The organism is Marinomonas phaeophyticola, from assembly GCF_026966905.1.
Lineage (GTDB): Bacteria > Pseudomonadota > Gammaproteobacteria > Pseudomonadales > Marinomonadaceae > Marinomonas > Marinomonas phaeophyticola.
Window position 1 is genome coordinate 124125 of sequence record NZ_JAPUBN010000018.1, and the last position, 19490, is coordinate 143614.

The window sequence follows — 19490 nt, forward strand, 5'->3', positions numbered from 1 at the left end:
ATATTAAATTATTATTAATATATTTCTCTCATTCTATAAAAAATAAAAAGCAAATATAAAAAATCTAAACAAGTATAAAAAAACGCATATTATTCTAAATCCCAATCAATTATGTAGCGTTGGTTTTTTACTTTATATAATGCATATTAATATAGCGTTTTAAAAAAATAACTAAAAAACCGTGCTGAAAAATAAATATAGACAAGAGAAAAACTTATTCATTATTTCTTTTTTTATCTATATCTATACAGTATGGAAGGAGATTACATGTCTATTAATGAAACATTTACGGATGTTGATATCCCGGTTGAAAAATCAGGATTTTACAAAGGATACAGCCTCCCGATTGCTTTAATTAGCAAAGTGTCTATGACTCTTTTGGTTTTATGGGCTCTCATTTGGCCAGCCTCAGCGGATGGTCAATTAGGCGCCTGGAAGTGGTCTATTTTAAGTGGCTTCAATGCTTTTTATATTATCACTGTGGGTGCCTTCGCCATGTTTCTGCTGGTACTAGCTGTCTTACCAAGTACTGGAAAACAGATTTTAGGGCCGGAGGGAGAAAAACCTGAGTTCTCCAACTTTTCATGGTTTTCTATGATGTTTGGGGCAGGGTTAGGGGTAGGCCTTATGGTTTACGCTACCGCCGAACCTCTGAGTTTATGGGGATCAAACCCTGAAGTCGTCGCCCGAAATATCACTGGGAGTGCGACTGAGACCATTGAGTCCGCATTTCGCTTTACTTTCCTCCATTACGGTTTTCATGCATGGGCTATCTACGTAGTAACGGGGTTATGCTTGGCCTATTACGCCTACACAAAAGACATGCCGCTCACAATACGATCCGCTCTTACGCCTCTTCTAGGGCGTTTTTCTAATGGTATTATTGGCCATTTAATTGATGTATTAGGTGTGGTTGCGACTATTCTGGGCGTGTCCGTAACGATTGGTTTTGGTATTAGTCAATTTGTAGAAGGCGTATATGCCATTACAGGTATAGGGTGGTTGATGAATGGCAGTACCGAAGCCCCTGCACCGTCTACTGTTGGCTTGATTACAGCACTTGTCACCATTATGGCCATGTCTATTCTTTCCGCCGTTTCCGGTGTTGGCCGAGGTGTAAAATACCTATCCAACCTTAACCTCGTTTTGTCTTGTGTGCTCTTATTAACCTTCATTGTCTTTGGGTCATTTACCTTTGCAATGACCACTTATGCCACCGCATTTGTCGATTATATTCTCCATTTCCTATCTCTCGGGTTTAATGCCTACAGTCCTCAAAGTGAATCCGCATTTATTGCTAACCTACCGTCTGCCGCACGGCCTTTTGCGTCAGAATTGTATAGTGGTGCAACGAATGCTTGGGGATCTTTTGACAGCTTTAAAAGTGCTTTACCCGCTGAAGTCGCTTTATTAGATGAGGCAACGCTTTCAGCGGTGTATGATGCAGGAACAACGGGACGCTTATTTGGTTGGCAGTCAGGTTGGACGACCTTTTATTGGGCTTGGTGGATTGCCTTCTCTCCATTTGTGGGGCTATTTTTAGCACGTATATCAAAAGGTCGCTCTGTTCGCGAATTCATTATTGGCGCTGTGATTGCACCTTCTTTAGTCTGCTTTGCTTGGATGACACTATTAGGTGGTACAGCCATTGATCTAGAATTAAATGGCACCGCAGAAGGCGCTATTGCCGGAGCATCCTTTACAGCAAAGCTCTTTGTCACCTTACAGCATATGATTTCTGGTGATCTACTGGCGGCCATTTCCATCATGTGTATTGTGTTAATTATGACCTTCCTTGTGACCTCTGCCGACTCGGGTATTTTAGTCATGAATACCATTATGTCAGGTGGTGCTCAAGAAACGGGGGTTTTGCATAGAATCATCTGGGGGGTCTTATTAACATTGGTTATCGCAACATTATTGATTGCTGGCGGTGGCGGTTTAGAAGCCATAAAAAGTGCTATGATCATTGGTGCCTTACCTTTTACCTTCATCATGGTGTTAATGTGCATCTCTCTTGCCAAGGCCATGTTTATCAATAGATAGTCCGTTATATACAACAGACTGATCATTCATCACTAACAAAGGCTAAAAACCGACATCACTATAAAAGTCGGTTTGCAGACTTTGTTAGTTATTCGACTTCTCCTAACCAGGTTTTCTCATCTTTAATTTCACTCAAAAACCACGCCTTAAAGATAGAAAAAGCCTCACTGTCTTGCTTGCTTTCTGAGTAAGTTAAAAAGTGTTTCTTTTCTTTAAACGAAATTTCACTGTCTCCAACTTTAACCAACCGTCCTTGCTCTATCATGGGTAAAATTAAATGATTCCACCCAAGACTTACCCCTTGATGATTTAGGGCCATCTGTATCAGCATATTGTAATCATTTGCGTTAAACATATGACTGTCGCTTTCAAATTCAAAATCAGATTGCGCTTCCTGACTGTTAAACCAGACTCGCCAATCAACATGCTCAGCAATTTGAGAACGGCCATATGGGCTTAAATTCAATAACGTAGAGTGTTGTAATCCAGCTAATGTATTAATCTCTGGGTTTTGCTCTAAATATTGTGGTGAACATACAGGATAAATAAGATCAGAAAATAAAGGTTCAGAGTGATAACCTTCTCGCGGATCACTGATTTTATTAATAAAAATATCGGGGCGCACCCCCGGTTCCATTTGTAAAAAATTATTCGTTGCAACAACATTAACGTTAATATCAGGATTGGCGGAGAAAAAGCGCCATAATCTATGAGATAACCAAAAAGCAGAGAAAGCAGGAGAGCAACAGATTACTAACTCCTGTTTTTTTACGCCACTGTTTTGTATCCTTTGGGCCGCCTGCGCAATGTTTACAAAGGAAAGATGAGCGGCGTCATAGAAGATGACTCCGGCTTCGGTTAATTCAACGGTTCTACCTGTGCGTTTAAATAAAGCGACGCCAAGATGCGCTTCTAACTCCCTGATTTGGCGGCTTATGGCAGCTTGTGTAACACAAAGCGCTTCAGCCGCACGGGTAAAATTTTGGTATTTAGCCGCGGCAACAAAAGATTTTACCGCTCGTAACGAAGGCATTCTAACCAGAATCTGGTCGGGTTCTACATGTTTAGCCATAACTGCAAGTACTCAATTTATCGAATAAAAAGTCGCTTTACCCATTTCAATACGATCAATACACTGAATTACTAACGAATAGAAAAGACGAACCTTAACTAAAATAGTTTATTTAGGGGGGTCAGCACAACACATCAAACAGGATCCGTTTCCCCTCACCTGTGACAGAACCAGAATGCGGATCAAATGAATGTCACAATAATAATGAAAACCTACCACAGTGTAGTGCCATGGGAGTGAAATACAATGACAAGCAAATCCAAAACACTAGAATTTCTCCATTTGCGTGAACCTCGTCACGCATTAACAAGAGAGCTGTATCGTGATGAAGACGTTTTTCAACAAGATCTTCAACAGATATGGCATAAGGAATGGATCTTTGCCGGTCATAGCTTCGAGCTAGCCAAGTCTGGGGAATACATGACCCTACAGGTGGGAGATTACCCTGTGGTGATCATTCGTGATGATAAAGGTAATATCCGAGCCTTCCATAATGCCTGCCGCCATCGTGGCTCCCGTCTGTGTAGCAAATCCAAAGGAAAGTCTGCCAAGTTGGTTTGCCCTTACCACAAGTGGACATTTGGCCTCGATGGAAAATTGTTGTTTGCTGGCAATATGGGAGATAACTTTATTGCGTCTGATCACAACTTAATGCCAGTTCACTGCGAAGTTGTGAATACTTATATTTATATTTGCGTCGCTGAAGAAGCGCCTGATTTTGACGCTTTCCGTAAAGATGTTTCTCCCTTTATCGAGCCACACCGTTTAGAAGACTGTAAAGTGGCCTTTGAAGCGGATTTGCTTGAAAAAGGTAACTGGAAGTTGGTTTTTGAAAACAACCGTGAATGTTATCACTGCGATAGTAACCATCCTGAACTACTCAACTCATTTGTTGAGAACCTGTCCGTAGCGGGTGTCGGCGGTGATGACGATCCGGAGTTGGTTGCCCATTGGGACAAGTGTGAAGCCGCAGGTTTACCGAGCCGTTTGGTTATGGATGAAAAGGGTCAATACCGTATGACTCGTATTCCGCTATCGGCAAAAGCCGTCAGCTACACAATGTCAGGACAGCCTGCAGTGAACCACCGATTGGATAAATCTGGTGTAGAAGACATAGGAGCCTTGCTTTACTTCCACTACCCATCCACTTGGAATCACTTTTTGGGCGATTACGCTCTCAGCTTCCGAGTTCTTCCATTAAGCTCGGGTGAAACGCTCGTCACCACAAAATGGCTAGTACACAAAGACGCCGTAGAAGGAGTAGATTACGACCTAGAAACACTGACCAAGGTCTGGGTTGATACCAATAATCAAGATAGAGAGTTGGTTGAAGAAACCTTTAGAGGAGTGAGCTCTCCTTCTTACATCCCAGGACCTTTCTCTGACATTGCTGAAAACGGTGTCTGCCAATTTGTTGATTGGTATTGTGACACAATGAAAGCAAAACTGTCTGAATAAACCCGAATCACCTTTAGCGTTATTGCTCAATACTGTCAAATTTTGTATTGAGTGATAACGTTCTTTTTAAATATCATGACTCTTTAATCATTATAAAAATTCACCTTTTTGACTAACACAGCCCTGCTTTTACCCTTCCTATAAATTAATTTATTTTTATTCTTGACCAAATAGTCAGCACCAATAAAAAGCTGTTACAATGCCGCCCTTCGAAAGGCAGCTAGATTCTCATGCCGACTGAATCATCTAAAAATTTTATATTGACCTTTATCTATAGGCCGTATTTTCTATGAACTCTCTTTTCTATACTTCCTTCGCGACAGGTATTCTATCGACTCTTATTGTGTGGTTAACCAGTGCAATGGGAATCGAAAGTTGGCTGGTTTTTTTAGGTGCCACCAGCTATTTTGCCTCCCAGGAAAAAGGTGGAAAAGGACTCATACAAGTATGGTTAGCCAACGCATCAGGGGCATTATGGGCAATCGCTATTTTGTTTTTATCTGACTTTTTTACAGGTAACTTGAGTGCTTACTTAACCACTGGCGTGATCGCTTTTATGATGTGTATGCAAGCTAAACTACCTGTGCTCAAATTTATACCAGGAACCTTTATTGGCTCAGCGGCTATTTTTGCAACGGAGGCGTCTTGGGAAATGACGTTTTTGGCCTTATTTATTGGTGCGATTTTTGGTTATTTAATGCTACATGGAGGCGAATGGCTCCATAAATATGGTAACCAGCGCAAGGAATGCTCATCCTCAGTGCCATCGTCTTCAGCGGTCACGAAATAATATTTCCTTTTAAGCTGTACGGCCTGTAAAGCTGATCCTCTAAAACCACAGAAGATACATTACTATTAGAAAGCGCTTCAAGGATAAAATGGGGATTTCCCCTAAAAAATATCTAGTATGTAAACGTACAGAAGGGGCTTACCAACGGTTACGTTCTACTACTAAGAAAATAGCCTATATTGCATTATGCGATAGCAAACACTGCCTTTAATATATTAGGATGAATAGATTATCTATTAATTTTAATGTCTAAATAGATAATCAATATTCTGGTTGTGTTCTAATAATAAAAATAGGGATAGCAAAATGACTCTCCGGACCATGTTTAGTCTCCGCCATTTAGGCATTGGAGGCCGTCTTTTTTTGGCTTTTTTCTTAATATCTTCCATTACCATTATTGCTAGTGGGCTCGCAACTAACACCTACTTACAGCTAAGTGATCGCTTACTCTTACTCAAACAACAAGATATTCCTGGCCTTGATGCCGCGGCTAGGTTAAATGATAAAAGCCGTTTAATTGTGGCCACGGCCCCACTACTCGTCACCAATGATGCCAATATTGTCCGTTTAAAAGCGATGGCAACGTTAAATGAGGCTATTAAGGATATGGACGCCTTGATGAGAAACTTACCGGAATATAACCACTACTTCTTAGAACTGATTCGGCAGATTCAAAATAACCTCGTCCTTTTAAATCAGAATGTAGAGCGTCATGAAATTGCCCGTTATAAGATCACTCAACAATCAAAACGTATTTTTCCATTATTTCAAAACCTAATTAGTAGTTTGGATAAAATGGAAAGATCGCCTCCATTAGAGCAGGTCACCAGTCGTTTATATTATTTTGCCGGGATGCTAGAAAAGGTAGCAAATGATGCGACCTTTAACGAGTTGGACTACACCTTCTTACGACTTGAGTCTCTAGGAGAGGAAATACAAGCACAATTGCCTCTACTCAATCAAATCACTACAGAACAAAGACACTCTATCCGTTTTTTATTAGACATAAGCTCTCGTAAAGGCTCCTTATATCAGTTAAAAAATGAAGAACTAGACCTGGTTTACCAACAAGATTTCTTTCTTGAAAATAGCCAACGTCACATACAACAATTAGCCGCCCAAATCATTCAATACACCAATACAACTAACGCCAGTATCAGTAGCTCTTTAGAAAGAGCCATAAAATCCATCAACCAAAGTACCCAGAGTATATTGCTACTCTCACTTATTAGCCTTGCGATCGCCTGTGCTATCTCTTGGTTTTATGTCCGTAGGAATGTATTACATCGCATTCTTGAGTTACAGCAAAATATGCGGGCGATTGCCAGTTCCCACTTAGACACTCAAATTCGCTTGGTTGGCAATGATGAAGTTTCCGCTATGGCAAGAGATCTGCAATATTTTCAACAAACCGCCATCGAAGTGGAACGGACAAACCAAAAATTGGCTACCGAAATAGAAGAAAGAGTCATGGCTGAAATGCAACTCAAAAACACTCAAACCGAATTAATCCAAGCGGGAAAACTCGCTGCATTAGGTCAGCTTAGCGTTGGCATTACTCACGAAATAAACCAACCATTAACTGCAATCGCTAGCCATTTGCATACGGTGGGACGTTACTTGGATAGAAATGAGCCCGATAATGCAAAATTAAATATTATAAAAATCAAATCCTTACTCGATAAAATTGCCAGTATTACGCGACACCTAAAAGCCTTTGCTCGTGAGGCTGGTACAGAGCTCGCTCCTGTTATTCTTCATAACGTTATCCAAGATTCTATTGAATTGATGTCGAGCCAAATAAACGATCAGGGATGTCACCTAGACTACCGCTATTGTTCTCCGCCTAATCAACAAGAACTAAAAGTATTAGCGGAGCCGATTCGATTAGAGCAAGTACTGGTCAATCTCATCAGTAATGCGATTGATGCCATGTCAAGTACCCTCTATAAACAAATCAATATTCGAGTAGAGGAGCAAGATAAACATGTGATTATCGAGGTGTCCGATACAGGTATTGGTATAGAGCCCGATAAAATACGACAAATTTTTGACCCCTTTTTCACTCAAAAAGAAGTGGGTCAAGGGTTAGGATTGGGGTTATCCATTAGTTACAATATCATTCAAGATTTTAACGGACACATTCAAGCAACGTCTATTCTGGGTCAAGGTAGCTGTTTTAAATTAGTGTTACAAAAGGCAAATAATATATGAATAATGGTATTAAAGTGCTCATTATTGACGATGATGAATCAATTCTTGACGCACTAACCGAAATGTTAGAACTAGAAGGCTTCCAAGTTAATACCTTTAATCAAGCGAGCAAGGCTCTATTGTCTTTAGATAAAAGCAGCCCTGTCATTATTCTCAGCGATGTCAAAATGCCCAAGATGGATGGGTTCAGCTTTCTATCTCGAATACAAGCACTGGATGAAGCGATTCCTGTACTTCTCATGAGTGGGCATGGAGATATTCCGATGGCACTCGACGCGATCAAATGTGGCGCTTACGATTTTATTGAAAAGCCGCTACAACCATCCCATCTAATGAGTCAATTAGAAAGAGCCGTGGAAAAACGTTGGTTGGTTCTGGAAAACCGAAAGTTAAAAGAAGACCTTGCCCAACAAACTGATCTAGATACCTTTATTATTGGAGAATCAGCGGCGATGAAAAGCATTCGTCAGCATGTTCTCACATTAGCCAAGGCCAATATCGACACGATTATTTATGGCGACACAGGCTGTGGCAAAGATGTTGTTGCTCGCGCGTTACATCAATACAGTAACCGCCATAAAGCCCGCTTTATCGCCATCAATTGCGGAGGGATTAGTGAAAGCCTCATTGAAAGTGAGTTATTTGGTCATGAAGCAGGGTCTTTTACTGGAGCCAATAAGCGCCATATAGGTAAAATTGAAGCAGCGAACGGAGGCACTCTCTTTTTAGATGAAATAGAGACAATGCCCATGCATGTCCAGATCAAACTCTTACGAGTATTACAAGATAGAACTATTGAGCGTGTTGGCAGCACAACCCCTATTGCTGTTGAGTTAACTGTGATCGCGGCCAGTAAAGCCGATCTTGAACAACTTGGCGAAGAAGGAAAGTTTCGTAAAGACCTATTCTATCGACTCAATGTCGCCAGTCTCATTATTCCTCCATTAAAAGATAGACCGGAAGATATACTGCCGTTATTCCATCATTATGCTCGTAAAGCCGCGGAGCATTATAACCGCCCGTTACCAACGCTTACCCAAGATTACCTCAACTATCTATTACAACACCCATGGCCAGGCAATGTACGAGAGTTAAAAAATGCGGTCGATCGATTCGTTATTGGCATCACTGAGTCTTCGCTCACTATGTTAAAGCAAGAACCTGACTCAAATGGAAGCTATGAAGAACGTATGGAGCAGTTTGAACGTAAAATAATTGAAGAAGGGCTACGGCATTCTGATGGTCAAATCAACCAAGCGGCAGAGCTGCTCGATCTATCACGAAAAACCTTGTACCGGAAAATGAAAAAATACCAACTAGACAAACAGAATTTTAAAATCACAGAGTAAAGTAGACAAAATTGTCCCATTAGATGAATTTCAATGGGACTTATCAGTCCAGAAACAAGACACCCATCTCTAGAAATACAAATAATCCATTGTTTTATAAAAGAATTTTTTAATTGGTATTAGTTTTGCTCTAGTCACATCAGACCTACAAAAAATGTAAGGCGAACTCATCCCCAACTGCGACGATAACTCCAATTGGCGATAATAATAAAAATAGATATTGAGGAAAAATAGATGCCTAATAAATTACTAAACAAGCTACTTCTTACAAGTACAGTTCTGATGGGAGCCACTATGGTTCAAGCCGCTGACTGTGATCATCGCGGTGTTTTAGATGAAAAGTTTTGTGATGAGAATATGGATTTAGTCGCTGACACACCAAAAGATTCCAGTAAATGGAGAGACCCAAGTACCTTAGTATTTACTTATACTCCCGTTGAAGATCCTGCTGTCTATAAAGATGCATTTAGCGATTTTCAGAAATACCTAAGTGAGGCAACCGGTAAAAAAGTTGTCTATTACACTGTCCATTCAAATGCAGCGGAAGTTGAAGCCCTTCGTTCTGGTAGATTACACATTGCTGGCTTTTCAACAGGCCCAACAGGCTATGCCGTAAACTTAGGTGGATTAGTACCGATTGCCGTCAAGGGTACAGCAGAATCTTTCCAAGGCTATAATCTAATTACCATTGCTCGCGCTGACAGCGCCATCCATGAAATGAATGACCTGAAAGGAAAAGTAGTCGCCCACACTTCGGCGTCCTCAAATTCAGGGAATTTAGCCCCTCGCGCATTGTTTCCTGCTTTAGGCATCACTCCAGATGAAGATTACAAAGTAAAGTATTCTGGTAAGCATGATCAATCCATTATGGGTGTTCTTTCTGGAGACTATGATGCGGCGCCAGTGGCATCCGATGTCTACAAGCGTATGGTGTCAGCCGGTCGTGTTAATGAATCCGACTTCCGTATTATTTATACGAGTCCTCGCTTCCCAACCTCTTCATTTGGCTATGCCCATGATTTGCATCCAGATCTTGTTGCTAAAATCAAACAGGCCTTCTCAGATTTCCGCTTCCCTGAAGAAATGCAAAAAACCTTTGGTGGCGCCGATCGCTTTTATCCAGTTACTTATAAAGAAGACTGGAAAGTCATTCGAGATATTGCTCATGCATCCGGTACAGCCTACACAAAAACAGGTCTTAAACGTTTAGCAGAAGCGGATGCCGCGAAAGCCGCGAAAAAGCGAGCAAAAGAAGCCGCGGCAGCAAACTAAGTTTCATTCTTAAAACAACCATTCATTTATAGACTCACAACCACCTGCGACCTGACTCGTTTAGGCCGCAGGCATCTCTTTGCTTGTAGGAAATCGACTATGCCCTCACACAATGCCGCTCAAACAAACCCTAGCTTGCTAGCAATTAAAGGTTTAAAAAAAGAATATACCGCTGGCAACCCTATTCTTAAGGGAATCGACATTAATATTAACGAACCCGGAATTATCGCTATCATCGGCCCTTCTGGTACAGGTAAAAGCACACTTCTACGCTGTATTAACCGCTTAATTGATCCAACAGCGGGACAAATCATATTTAATGACGCCGATCTTTGCCAGGCAAAAGGCAGCCAACTCAGAAAATTACGTCGCCAAGTTGGTATGGTTTTTCAAGAATACAATTTAGTCGAACGTTTAACCGTTATTGAAAATGTGCTCACTGGACGCTTAGGCTATATGTCCGCCTGGAACGCTTGGCGTCGTAACTTTAGCCAAGAGAACATTAACACCGCCTTTAATCTACTAGAGTCCGTTGGGTTAACTGAACATGCCAAAAAACGAGCGGACAGTTTATCTGGTGGCCAACGTCAACGTGTCGGTATCGCCAGAGCGGTAATGCAAGATCCAAAAATATTGCTCGCAGATGAACCAACATCATCGCTTGATCCCAAAACCGCTGTTGAGATAATGGAACTCTTAGAACGTTTTTCTGCAGAAAAAAACATTCCCGCATTAGTCAACATTCATGATGTGAAACTAGCAAGCCGCTTTGCGAAACGCATGATAGGTATGAGTAATGGCGTCGTTGTGTATGACGGCCCACCAGAAGGCATCACTGATGAGCATCTTAAAACCATTTATGGAGGTGAATCATGGTTAGTATAGATCCTCAAAAAAACCATGAAAATCCATTTAAGTTTAATTGGTTTTCAGCCGCGATCTGGACATTAATTGTTGGCTACGTTGTATATTCTTTCAATGCGATGGGGCTAACTTGGGAACGCTTTGCCGAAGGCTTAGGTCATGCGGATAAACTCATGGGCCGCATGTTTCCACCCAATTTTGAGCGTTGGGAACTGTTACTCAGCGGTCTCGCTGAAAGCTTAGAAATTGCAATCATTGCGAGCTTTGTGGGCATTATCCTCTCTTTGTTCTTAGGTTTGTTTGCCGCTAGGAACCTTATGCCAAACTGGATAAGTATTCCCATTCGAGGTTTGATCGCCTTATGCCGTACTTTTCATCCGGTAATCATCGCCATCCTATTCGTCAAGAGCGTGGGCTTTGGTGCGTTAGCCGGTATTTTAACCTTGATTGTCGCTTCTATTGGCTTTATCGCCAAGCTCTTTGCCGAAGCCATTGAGGAAATTTCACTCAAACAAATTGAAGCGATTAGAGCCACTGGCGCCAGCTTTATTAGTGTCATTATTTTCTCAGTAATGCCCCAAGTGTTCTCGCGCTTTATTGGTTTCTCAGTGTATCAGTTAGATTCAAACCTTCGTAACTCAACCATGGTTGGTATTGTTGGCGCCGGTGGCCTTGGTGGAACCTTATTCTCAGCGTTCCAACGCTTTGATTACGACTTCGTTGCCGCCATCCTCATCACCATTATTTCGATCATTATGATTGGTGAGTATTTATCTAATATCGTTCGACGCATTTTCAAATAATTCGGTCTAGGAGAATATGTAATGACAACAATAGATCACCATTGGCAGCGTTTTACGTTAAAACAAAAGCTGTCACGTTATGCCGTTTACCTCGTTCTTATTATGGCGATGGTGCAATCAATACAATCTGTCGAGGTAATCCCAGAATTCTTCTATGATGCACCGGAACAAATGGCGGACATGTTTAACCGCATGTGGCCCATTGATTTCGCTTACTATCAAGTAGCCGTTCATGATGCCATGATAGAAACCCTCAATATTGCTACCTTAGGGACTCTAGTAACGCTTATCTTTGCGGTTCCATTAGCATTGATGAGCTCTCACAACATCTCTTCTTCCCGTTGGGGTCATTGGATAGCGAAGTTTTTCCTCGTATCATCCCGCTCTGTCAACTCTCTTGTATGGGCACTGTTGTTTGTGTCCATTTTCGGGCCAGGGGTGATTGCCGGCGTGTTGGCCATTGCATTACGCTCTGTTGGCTTTGTGGGCAAGTTATTAGGAGAGGCAATAGACGAAGTTCATATGGGTTCAATAGAAGCCTTGAAAGCCACAGGTGCTTCGTGGATGTCTATTTTATTAAAGGGATACTGGCCACAGGTCTTACCCGCCTTTTTTAGCATCATTCTGTTCCGTTGGGACATTAATGTACGTGAGTCTGCCGTTTTAGGCTTGGTTGGTGCCGGTGGTATTGGTGTGGTACTCAGTGATTCAATGAATTTGTTTGAATGGCAACAAGTGTCTATTGCGTTACTGGCCATTTTTGCGGTGGTTATTGTTGCAGAAATCGTGGTGGTACAAATTCGTAAGCGCTTAATCTAATCCTCTCATGTCATCATTTCATGGATAAAAGGGCTACTGAAAAACATCACCAGCCCTTTTATCCTTTTTTATTTACTGAACACTCTCTAACAGGGCGACTTGTGGCAGCGTGTCCCACGGCAGCCAAGGCAAGCCCAGCTTTAGACTTGCCAACATCTGCGCTTTCGTAGTTTGATGATAACCATAAACCCGTATCCCAAAAATATGCATCATCAGGCTAGTGGCTTTAATTTTGGCCTCTTCCGTTGAGTACTCTCTTTCAAGAAAGTGGGCATATACCCCTTCAATATCACGCAAATGCCCAATCGCATGCGCCTGCAAATCAGGTGTACCACTGAGCTCTAACTGACTTTTCACGAGAAAACAGCTGCAGTAATCTTTTTGGAACGCATCATCAACAAAACCAGCTAAAATAAGACAGATACTTTCTCCTATCGAATCCGCGCCTTCCATTAAAGAAGTCGCTTTGGAAATTGATTGCTGAGCGTAGTAATTTAAAGACTCTTTAAACAAACCTTCTTTATTTCCGAACGCGAGATAGATGCTCCCTGGCTTTAATCCGGTTTTTTCAAAGATGACTTGCATTGACGTTGCGTTATATCCCAAACGCCAAAAAGCGTCAGAACTATTCTTTAATACTTGTTTTTTTCAAACTGAGCCCTAGCCATGCGCCTACCTTAGCCTCACAAGTGAATCACATTATTTGCTTTATCGGCCTAACTATAGCGATATTAAGGAAAAACTACAATTTAGTTGAATGATTGTTCAAATTTTGCTTGAATGAACATACAAGTTAATTTTTAAACAAGGTTTTTACTATGTCTTTACAAGAAAAAATTGCCGATTATAAAGAAGCATTCAAACAAAAAGCGCCAGAAAATGTTCAGGAACTGATGAAATTAGCCACTCAAACACTGGCAGACTCTGGTATCGAAAGTACCTCACCAAAAGTATCAGAAGTATTACCTGCATTCTCCTTACCCAATCAAAAAGGAGAGACCGTTAGTTTGGAAGACTTGTTGGCATCAGGCCCCGTTATCATCACATTCTATCGTGGTGGTTGGTGCCCATACTGTAACTTCGAATTACAAGCTTATCAAAAAGAGTTAGCGAACATCAAAGCTCAAGGCGCGACTCTTATTGCGATTACACCAGAGTTACCAGATGCCTCTTTATCAACAACAGAGAAGAACGCACTTGAATTTGAAGTCTTATCCGATGTGAATTCAGAATATGCAAAAAGCCTAGGATTGGTATTTTCATTGCCAGAAGAGCTACGTTCAATATACTTGTCCTTTGGTATCGACGTAGAAAAACACAATGGTGAAGGTCAATTTGATTTGCCACTAGCGGCCACCTTTGTTGTTGCTAAAGATGGAACCATTGCCAGTGCTTTTGTTGATGCGGATTACACGGCACGTCAAGAGCCAAGTGAACTAATCAATACGCTTAAAGCGCTTGCATAGAACACAGATTACTGCCTGCCTATATTTCTCCCAAGATTAACTAAGCAGCAAAGCCTCTCAACTAACCTAGTAGAGAGGCTTTTTTATTGGTAACTATCTCCCTTTACAGCAACAATCTATTATTGTCCTAGCAAATAATCCGCTAGTTCAGCAAAACCGTAACCACCAGAAAGAGAGGTGATCATCGCTGGACGATGCACCATAGAATCTAAATGTTGAGAAATATTCGCCACCCCAATACTCAAGGGAAATTTCGCAAACATACTTTCATCGTTCGGTGCATCACCGACATACATAACACTGTCTTGGAATTCGTCTTCCGTCAAACCGTAGTGTTCAGTCAGCACTCTATGTGCCATTGCATATTTGTCGTATTGACCCTGCCAAATATTGACATGAATAGAACTCGCTTTTGCCTGAACACCCAGTGAATGTAAACGTGTTAACAGTTGATCTCGTGCGGTGACCTCTTTAGGAATGACGTCCTGAGCATAATCGACCGCCACATCGGTTAATCGATAGGCTTGGTCTTGAGCAAGTTTTAACATCGGAAAATCTTTCAATACTTCATTTACAGTATGCAAAAGATGAATTTTATTGGTCTGCATTTGCTCCGGGTCATCCCAGTAACGATACCTTAATCGACCATCCTGCTCTTTACTTAAAAAGCAGGCACCGCCCTCTGTAATGACGCCCGCAACAGGCCATAAACGGGCGATTAAATCAGACCATCCCGCACATCCCCCCGTCACAGGAATAATCTTGTAACCCGCGCCCTGTAGTCGCCCTAACGCTTGAAAGGTTTTTGTCGGTAAACTAGATTCCCACGTAAGTGTGTCATCTATATCAGTCAGAATGTATTTCACCTTAGAAAACAACAAAGGGGACGCCGCACTCAACTGCGGCAGGCCAGTTTCATGCATTGTTACTAACAACGGAAGCCTCACTTACTTTTAAATGTACTTTATGTTCAGCCATTAGGGCCGATTGCTCAGGAGTAACGTAATCGGTGTACAATTTATCAAGATGAGAAAAGGCTTTCACTCTCGCCATCGCCTTACGACCCCATTTGAATTGATCGGCGACGAGCACAGTGCAACGGCTTGACTCAAGAATGACTCGGCTTAAAATCGCTTCGTCGGGATCAAAATCCAACAATCCAAGAGACATATCCAAACCACCGCAACCAATAATGCCGTAATCAAAATAGTATTGCCGTATGGACTCTAACGCATCCGCACCAACAAGATCTCGATGCAAATGACGCAAACGTCCGCCAGTCATCTTCACACAAATATGTGGCGAGCCACTAAAAATGGCCGCCACCATGAGGTTATTCGTAAAGACTTGCAAATCCTTATGATGTATTAGCTCTTTTGCTACGTACTCTACTGTCGTACCAATTCCTAAGAACACGGAAGCGCCATCTGGAATATCACGAGCTAACATATGTGCGATCTTTTGTTTTGCCGTCCCATTTAAATACTGACGATTATCAAAAGGTAAGTTTTCAGCCGTCGACATTTGTGTAATTCCGCCATGTTGCCGGCGAACAAGATGCAAATCAGCTAACTGATTCACATCTTTACGTATCGTCTGAGCCGAAACATCGAACTTATCGACAAGTACTTCAATCGACAAATTATCAACCTGCTGCACCCAGTTTAATATTTGATTCTGACGCTCCGATAGGCTCATTTCGATTCCTATAATTTAGTCGAGTATTAATTCCTGCGTTAAAAACACATTAGGATCGTCCGTAATTATTGCATCCATGCCCCAATGCCAATGATCAGCAACCTGATCGATTGTATTAGCGGTATAGCAAAGCAACTTATAACCCGCCGCCTTTACCGCTTTTGCTTGAGATTCTGTCAATAAAGAATAATCACAATGTAAGCTATACGCTTTTATGTAGGCTAAATCTTCTTGCCAGGAATCCGGTATGGCTTCATATAATTGCGCTAAATGCCTCGTTGGGGACAATTGATAACACATTTCTAAGGCCGATTTATTAAAGCTTGAAATAATCAACTTTTCATTGTCTTGCCAATGCGTATCTAATTCAGCTAATACACCTGGGACAATTGCATCCACATTATCTTGATCGAATTTTATTTCTAGATTCAAGCCTAAGCCTAATGATTGAATATAAGTTAACGCTTCAACCAAAGTGGGGACTTTTTCACCAATAAACTCATCGCCGAACCAGCTACCCGCATCTAAACTTTGAATATAAGATAAGGTAGCCTGGGACGTTGTTCCTTCACCCGTAGTACAACGATCAAGCGTCTCATCATGGAAAATGACTAAGCCGTCATCCGCCACCAAGTACACATCAATTTCAACCCATTTAACACCGGCATCGGCCCCCGCTTTAATGGCTGCCAACGTATTTTCAGGTGCTAATAACGCCGCACCTCGATGACCAACGACCTTCACATCTAACATAATCTACTCATAAACGTTGTTGAGTTGAGGCATCAAATAAATGCCACTTTGCAGACGGTGCTTTCAGTTTCATCTGGCTTCCAAGCTCCGGGCTATGGGGACCTGAAAGACGTACTACCACAATGGTTTCAACGCCTTCTAAAGTTCCATAGATAAGCGTTTCCGCGCCTAATGATTCCACAGCTTGCACTGTCAATATAAAATCGGCGTCCTCATTTGGCGCTGATTCAGGAAGGCATTCTAAATGTTCAGGACGAATTCCCCAAACAACATTTTTATTGAATGACAGATCCGTTGCTAAACGAATATTCGCACCAATTGAAAGAACGCCATCCGCGACTTTTGCATCTAATAAGTTCATTGACGGAGAACCAATAAAGGCGGCGACAAAAGGCGTCGCTGGGCGTTCATAAAGTTCTAGCGGTGTGCCTATTTGCTCAGCGTTCCCCTTATTAAGTACAACCAATCTATCCGCCAACGTCATGGCTTCCACTTGATCATGGGTTACATATAAAGTGGTTGTACCCAACTTGCGTTGTAATTGACGGATCTCTACACGCATTTGCACTCGTAACTTAGCGTCTAAATTAGACAGAGGTTCGTCAAATAAGAAGACTTGTGGATCACGCACCATAGCTCGTCCCATTGCGACACGTTGACGCTGCCCACCAGATAACTGCTTCGGTTTACGATCTAATAACTCTTCTAAGCCCAGCATGTCTCCTACTGAGTTTACTTTTTTCAAGATAGTCGCTTTATCTACACCGCGATTTTTTAACCCATAAGCCATATTATTAAAAACCGTCATATGTGGGTATAAAGCGTAATTTTGAAAAACCATGGCAATATCACGATCTGCCGGTTCTTTCTTATTCATCACAGTGCCGTTAATCGTAAGCTCACCAGAAGTAATGCTTTCCAGTCCCGCTACCATGCGTAATAAGGTGGATTTACCACAACCAGATGGACCAACTAAAACAATAAACTCACCGTCTGCAATGTGCAGATCGACTGCAGGAATGGCATTAAAGCCATTTGGGTAGGTCTTTCCGACCTCTTTAAGAATTACCTCAGCCATTTTTATTTCTCCGAATCCACTAAGCCTTTAACAAATAGTTTTTGCATACCTACTACCACAATAACGGGGGGCAGCATCGCTAACATCGTTGTTGCCATGACACTGTTCCATTCAATCGCCCCATCTGCGACGGATACCATTCGCTTGATACTCATCACCAAGGTGAAATAAGCATCGTCCGTTGTAATAAGCAAAGGCCATAGATACTGGTTCCAACCATAAATAAATAAGATTACAAACAGTGCAGCAATGTTAGTTCTCGACATAGGTAACAAAATGTCGAAGAAGAACCGCCAAGGGCCAGCACCATCAATACGCGCCGCTTCAACCAATTCACCAGGAATGGTAAGAAAACTTTGTCTAAATAAGAACGTCGCCGTTGCACTAGCAATTAGCGGTAATGCCAAGCCGGTGTAACTATTTAACAAACTTAAATCTGAAATGACCTGATAGGTCGGCATAATTCGCACTTCTACAGGCAACATCAAGGTCATAAAAATGATCCAGAAGCAAAGAGAACGCATAGGAAAACGAAAAAAGACAATGGCGTAAGCGGAGATAATAGAGATAGCAATTTTCCCAAAAGCAATAGCAAGCGCCATAATCAAGGAGTTCATCATCATAAACCAAACAGGGACATCGACCCCATTACCCGCAGCACTAAATAGCACTTTACCCCATGTTTCGGCACCATGGTCGCCAAACCATAAAGGAATAACACCCTGCACAAATGCTTCAGGTGTATGAGTTGACGCCACTAAAGCAATCCAAATTGGTAGGGCTACGGCGCATACACCTAACAATAATATAATGTGGCTGAGTACCGTCAGCCATGGACGATTTTCAATCATTAGTATTGCACCTTACGTTCAATAAATCGGAATTGAATCACAGTCATGATACCGACGATTCCCATCAAAATAACCGACTGAGCCGCTGAGCTACCTAAATCTAATCCAATAAAGCCATCATCAAATACTTTATAAACCATGATCTTAGTGCTTTGACCTGGCCCACCACCGGTAGTGGCATCAATAATGCCGAATGTGTCAAAGAATGCATAAACTAGGTTAACGACTAATAAGAAAAACGTCGTTGGTGATAATAAAGGAAACACTATGGTCCAGAAACGCTTAATCGGGCTGGCACCATCGATCGCGGCCGCTTCAATAAGAGATTTAGGCACAGCTTGCAATCCTGCGAGAAAAAACAAGAAGTTATAACTGATTTGTTTCCAAGTAGCCGCGATGACGACGAGAATCATGGCATCAGTAGAATTCAAATAATGGTTCCACTGAATACCCCAAAATTTTAGCCATTGCGCAACAGGGCCAATACTGGGGTCAAACATAATCCACCAAATAACCCCAGCCAAAGCAGGCGCCACTGCATAGGGCCAAATCAATAATGTTTGGTAGAAAAGTTGTGCTTTAATCACACGGTTAGCCATGATGGCTAATGCTAACGCAACGGCAATGCCTAAAAATGCCACCGAGAAACTAAATATAAGCGTAACGACGATCGATTCGTAATAATAAGGGTCGGTAAGTAAATCGATAAAATTTTCTAAGCCAACAAATTCTCGACTTAAGCCAAAAGCGTCTTCTTGATAGAAAGCTTGTTCAACCGCTTTCTCTGCTGGCCATAAAAAGAAAATGGCAGTGACGGCTAATTGCGGAAGTAACAACAGCCAGGGTAATGCTCTATGAGGGAAAGTAACGTTCATGCGTGTTACCTAGTAAAAACAGATCAAACGCATACTTTGATCTATTGGAAATGGATATAAACACAAAGGCTTAAGTTCCTAA

18 protein-coding genes are annotated in these 19490 nt (G+C 41.8%); 10 read left to right on the forward strand and 8 right to left on the reverse strand.

Translation table 11 applies throughout. The features are described from left to right. Window positions 1–267 precede the first annotated feature (267 nt). Window positions 268–2046 carry a BCCT family transporter gene (locus O1D97_RS13450; protein ID WP_269126317.1) on the forward strand — a complete coding sequence of 593 codons (1779 nt, stop codon included), beginning with the start codon at window positions 268–270 and terminating at the stop codon, window positions 2044–2046. 88 nt (window positions 2047–2134) lie between these two features. On the opposite strand, the gene O1D97_RS13455 is transcribed toward O1D97_RS13450, so the two are convergent. Continuing rightward, on the reverse strand, window positions 2135–3118 hold the full coding sequence (locus O1D97_RS13455; protein ID WP_269126319.1) for a LysR family transcriptional regulator: 984 nt from the start codon (window positions 3116–3118) through the stop codon (window positions 2135–2137). A gap of 246 nt (window positions 3119–3364) precedes the next feature. Here O1D97_RS13455 and O1D97_RS13460 point away from each other — a divergent pair, with 246 nt between their 5' ends. The 8 genes from O1D97_RS13460 (at window position 3365) to phnE (O1D97_RS13495) (ending at window position 12687) form a co-directional block, all read left to right on the forward strand. Continuing rightward, the gene (locus O1D97_RS13460) at window positions 3365–4576 is read left to right on the forward strand and encodes an aromatic ring-hydroxylating oxygenase subunit alpha (protein WP_269126321.1); all 1212 of its coding nucleotides are present in this window, start codon (window positions 3365–3367) and stop codon (window positions 4574–4576) included. A gap of 289 nt (window positions 4577–4865) precedes the next feature. After that, entirely contained in the window at window positions 4866–5366 is a 501-nt protein-coding gene (locus O1D97_RS13465; RefSeq protein WP_269126323.1) for a DUF1097 domain-containing protein, read from the forward strand. Window positions 5367–5672: 306 nt separating this feature from the next. After that, on the forward strand, window positions 5673–7580 hold the full coding sequence (locus O1D97_RS13470; RefSeq protein ID WP_269126325.1) for an ATP-binding protein: 1908 nt from the start codon (window positions 5673–5675) through the stop codon (window positions 7578–7580). Next, on the forward strand, window positions 7577–8929 hold the full coding sequence (locus tag O1D97_RS13475; RefSeq protein ID WP_269126327.1) for a sigma-54-dependent transcriptional regulator: 1353 nt from the start codon (window positions 7577–7579) through the stop codon (window positions 8927–8929). The genes O1D97_RS13470 and O1D97_RS13475 overlap by 4 nt, the downstream gene beginning before the upstream one ends. Window positions 8930–9163: 234 nt before the next feature. Further along, window positions 9164–10201 carry a phosphate/phosphite/phosphonate ABC transporter substrate-binding protein gene (phnD, locus tag O1D97_RS13480; protein WP_269126329.1) on the forward strand — a complete coding sequence of 346 codons (1038 nt, stop codon included), beginning with the start codon at window positions 9164–9166 and terminating at the stop codon, window positions 10199–10201. Between the two features lie 99 nt (window positions 10202–10300). Then, a complete protein-coding gene (gene phnC, locus O1D97_RS13485) occupies window positions 10301–11086 on the forward strand; it encodes a phosphonate ABC transporter ATP-binding protein (RefSeq protein WP_269126331.1) in 786 nt (261 codons plus the stop codon). Beyond that, entirely contained in the window at window positions 11074–11868 is a 795-nt protein-coding gene (phnE, locus tag O1D97_RS13490; RefSeq protein ID WP_269126333.1) for a phosphonate ABC transporter, permease protein PhnE, read from the forward strand. The genes phnC and phnE (O1D97_RS13490) overlap by 13 nt, the downstream gene beginning before the upstream one ends. A 21-nt stretch (window positions 11869–11889) precedes the next feature. Further along, window positions 11890–12687 (forward strand): phosphonate ABC transporter, permease protein PhnE, encoded by a 798-nt coding sequence (gene phnE, locus O1D97_RS13495; protein ID WP_269126335.1) that lies wholly within the window; start codon window positions 11890–11892, stop codon window positions 12685–12687. Between the two features lie 72 nt (window positions 12688–12759). Here phnE (O1D97_RS13495) and O1D97_RS13500 read toward each other — a convergent pair whose 3' ends face one another. Further along, window positions 12760–13293 (reverse strand): TetR/AcrR family transcriptional regulator, encoded by a 534-nt coding sequence (locus O1D97_RS13500; RefSeq protein ID WP_269126337.1) that lies wholly within the window; start codon window positions 13291–13293, stop codon window positions 12760–12762. Between the two features lie 212 nt (window positions 13294–13505). Here O1D97_RS13500 and O1D97_RS13505 point away from each other — a divergent pair, with 212 nt between their 5' ends. Next, entirely contained in the window at window positions 13506–14153 is a 648-nt protein-coding gene (locus O1D97_RS13505; RefSeq protein ID WP_269126338.1) for a peroxiredoxin-like family protein, read from the forward strand. A 119-nt stretch (window positions 14154–14272) separates the two neighbouring features. Here O1D97_RS13505 and O1D97_RS13510 read toward each other — a convergent pair whose 3' ends face one another. Genes O1D97_RS13510 through ugpA form a run of 6 tightly spaced genes read right to left on the reverse strand, consistent with a single transcriptional unit; the run spans window position 14273 to window position 19408 of the window. After that, a complete protein-coding gene (locus tag O1D97_RS13510) occupies window positions 14273–15088 on the reverse strand; it encodes an HAD-IIB family hydrolase (protein WP_269126340.1) in 816 nt (271 codons plus the stop codon). Next, window positions 15069–15851, reverse strand: coding sequence for a DeoR/GlpR family DNA-binding transcription regulator (locus O1D97_RS13515; RefSeq protein ID WP_269126342.1), 783 nt, complete (start codon window positions 15849–15851; stop codon window positions 15069–15071). Before O1D97_RS13515 ends, O1D97_RS13510 begins: the two co-directional genes overlap by 20 nt. A 15-nt stretch (window positions 15852–15866) precedes the next feature. After that, entirely contained in the window at window positions 15867–16604 is a 738-nt protein-coding gene (locus tag O1D97_RS13520) for a glycerophosphoryl diester phosphodiesterase (protein ID WP_269126343.1), read from the reverse strand. A gap of 7 nt (window positions 16605–16611) precedes the next feature. Next, window positions 16612–17682, reverse strand: a complete 1071-nt coding sequence (locus O1D97_RS13525) for a sn-glycerol-3-phosphate import ATP-binding protein UgpC (RefSeq protein ID WP_269126345.1) — start codon at window positions 17680–17682, stop codon at window positions 16612–16614. A gap of 2 nt (window positions 17683–17684) precedes the next feature. Next, window positions 17685–18533 (reverse strand): sn-glycerol-3-phosphate ABC transporter permease UgpE, encoded by an 849-nt coding sequence (ugpE, locus tag O1D97_RS13530; RefSeq protein WP_269126347.1) that lies wholly within the window; start codon window positions 18531–18533, stop codon window positions 17685–17687. Further along, a complete protein-coding gene (ugpA, locus tag O1D97_RS13535; RefSeq protein WP_269126349.1) occupies window positions 18533–19408 on the reverse strand; it encodes a sn-glycerol-3-phosphate ABC transporter permease UgpA in 876 nt (291 codons plus the stop codon). The genes ugpE and ugpA overlap by 1 nt, the downstream gene beginning before the upstream one ends. Window positions 19409–19490 lie beyond the last annotated feature (82 nt).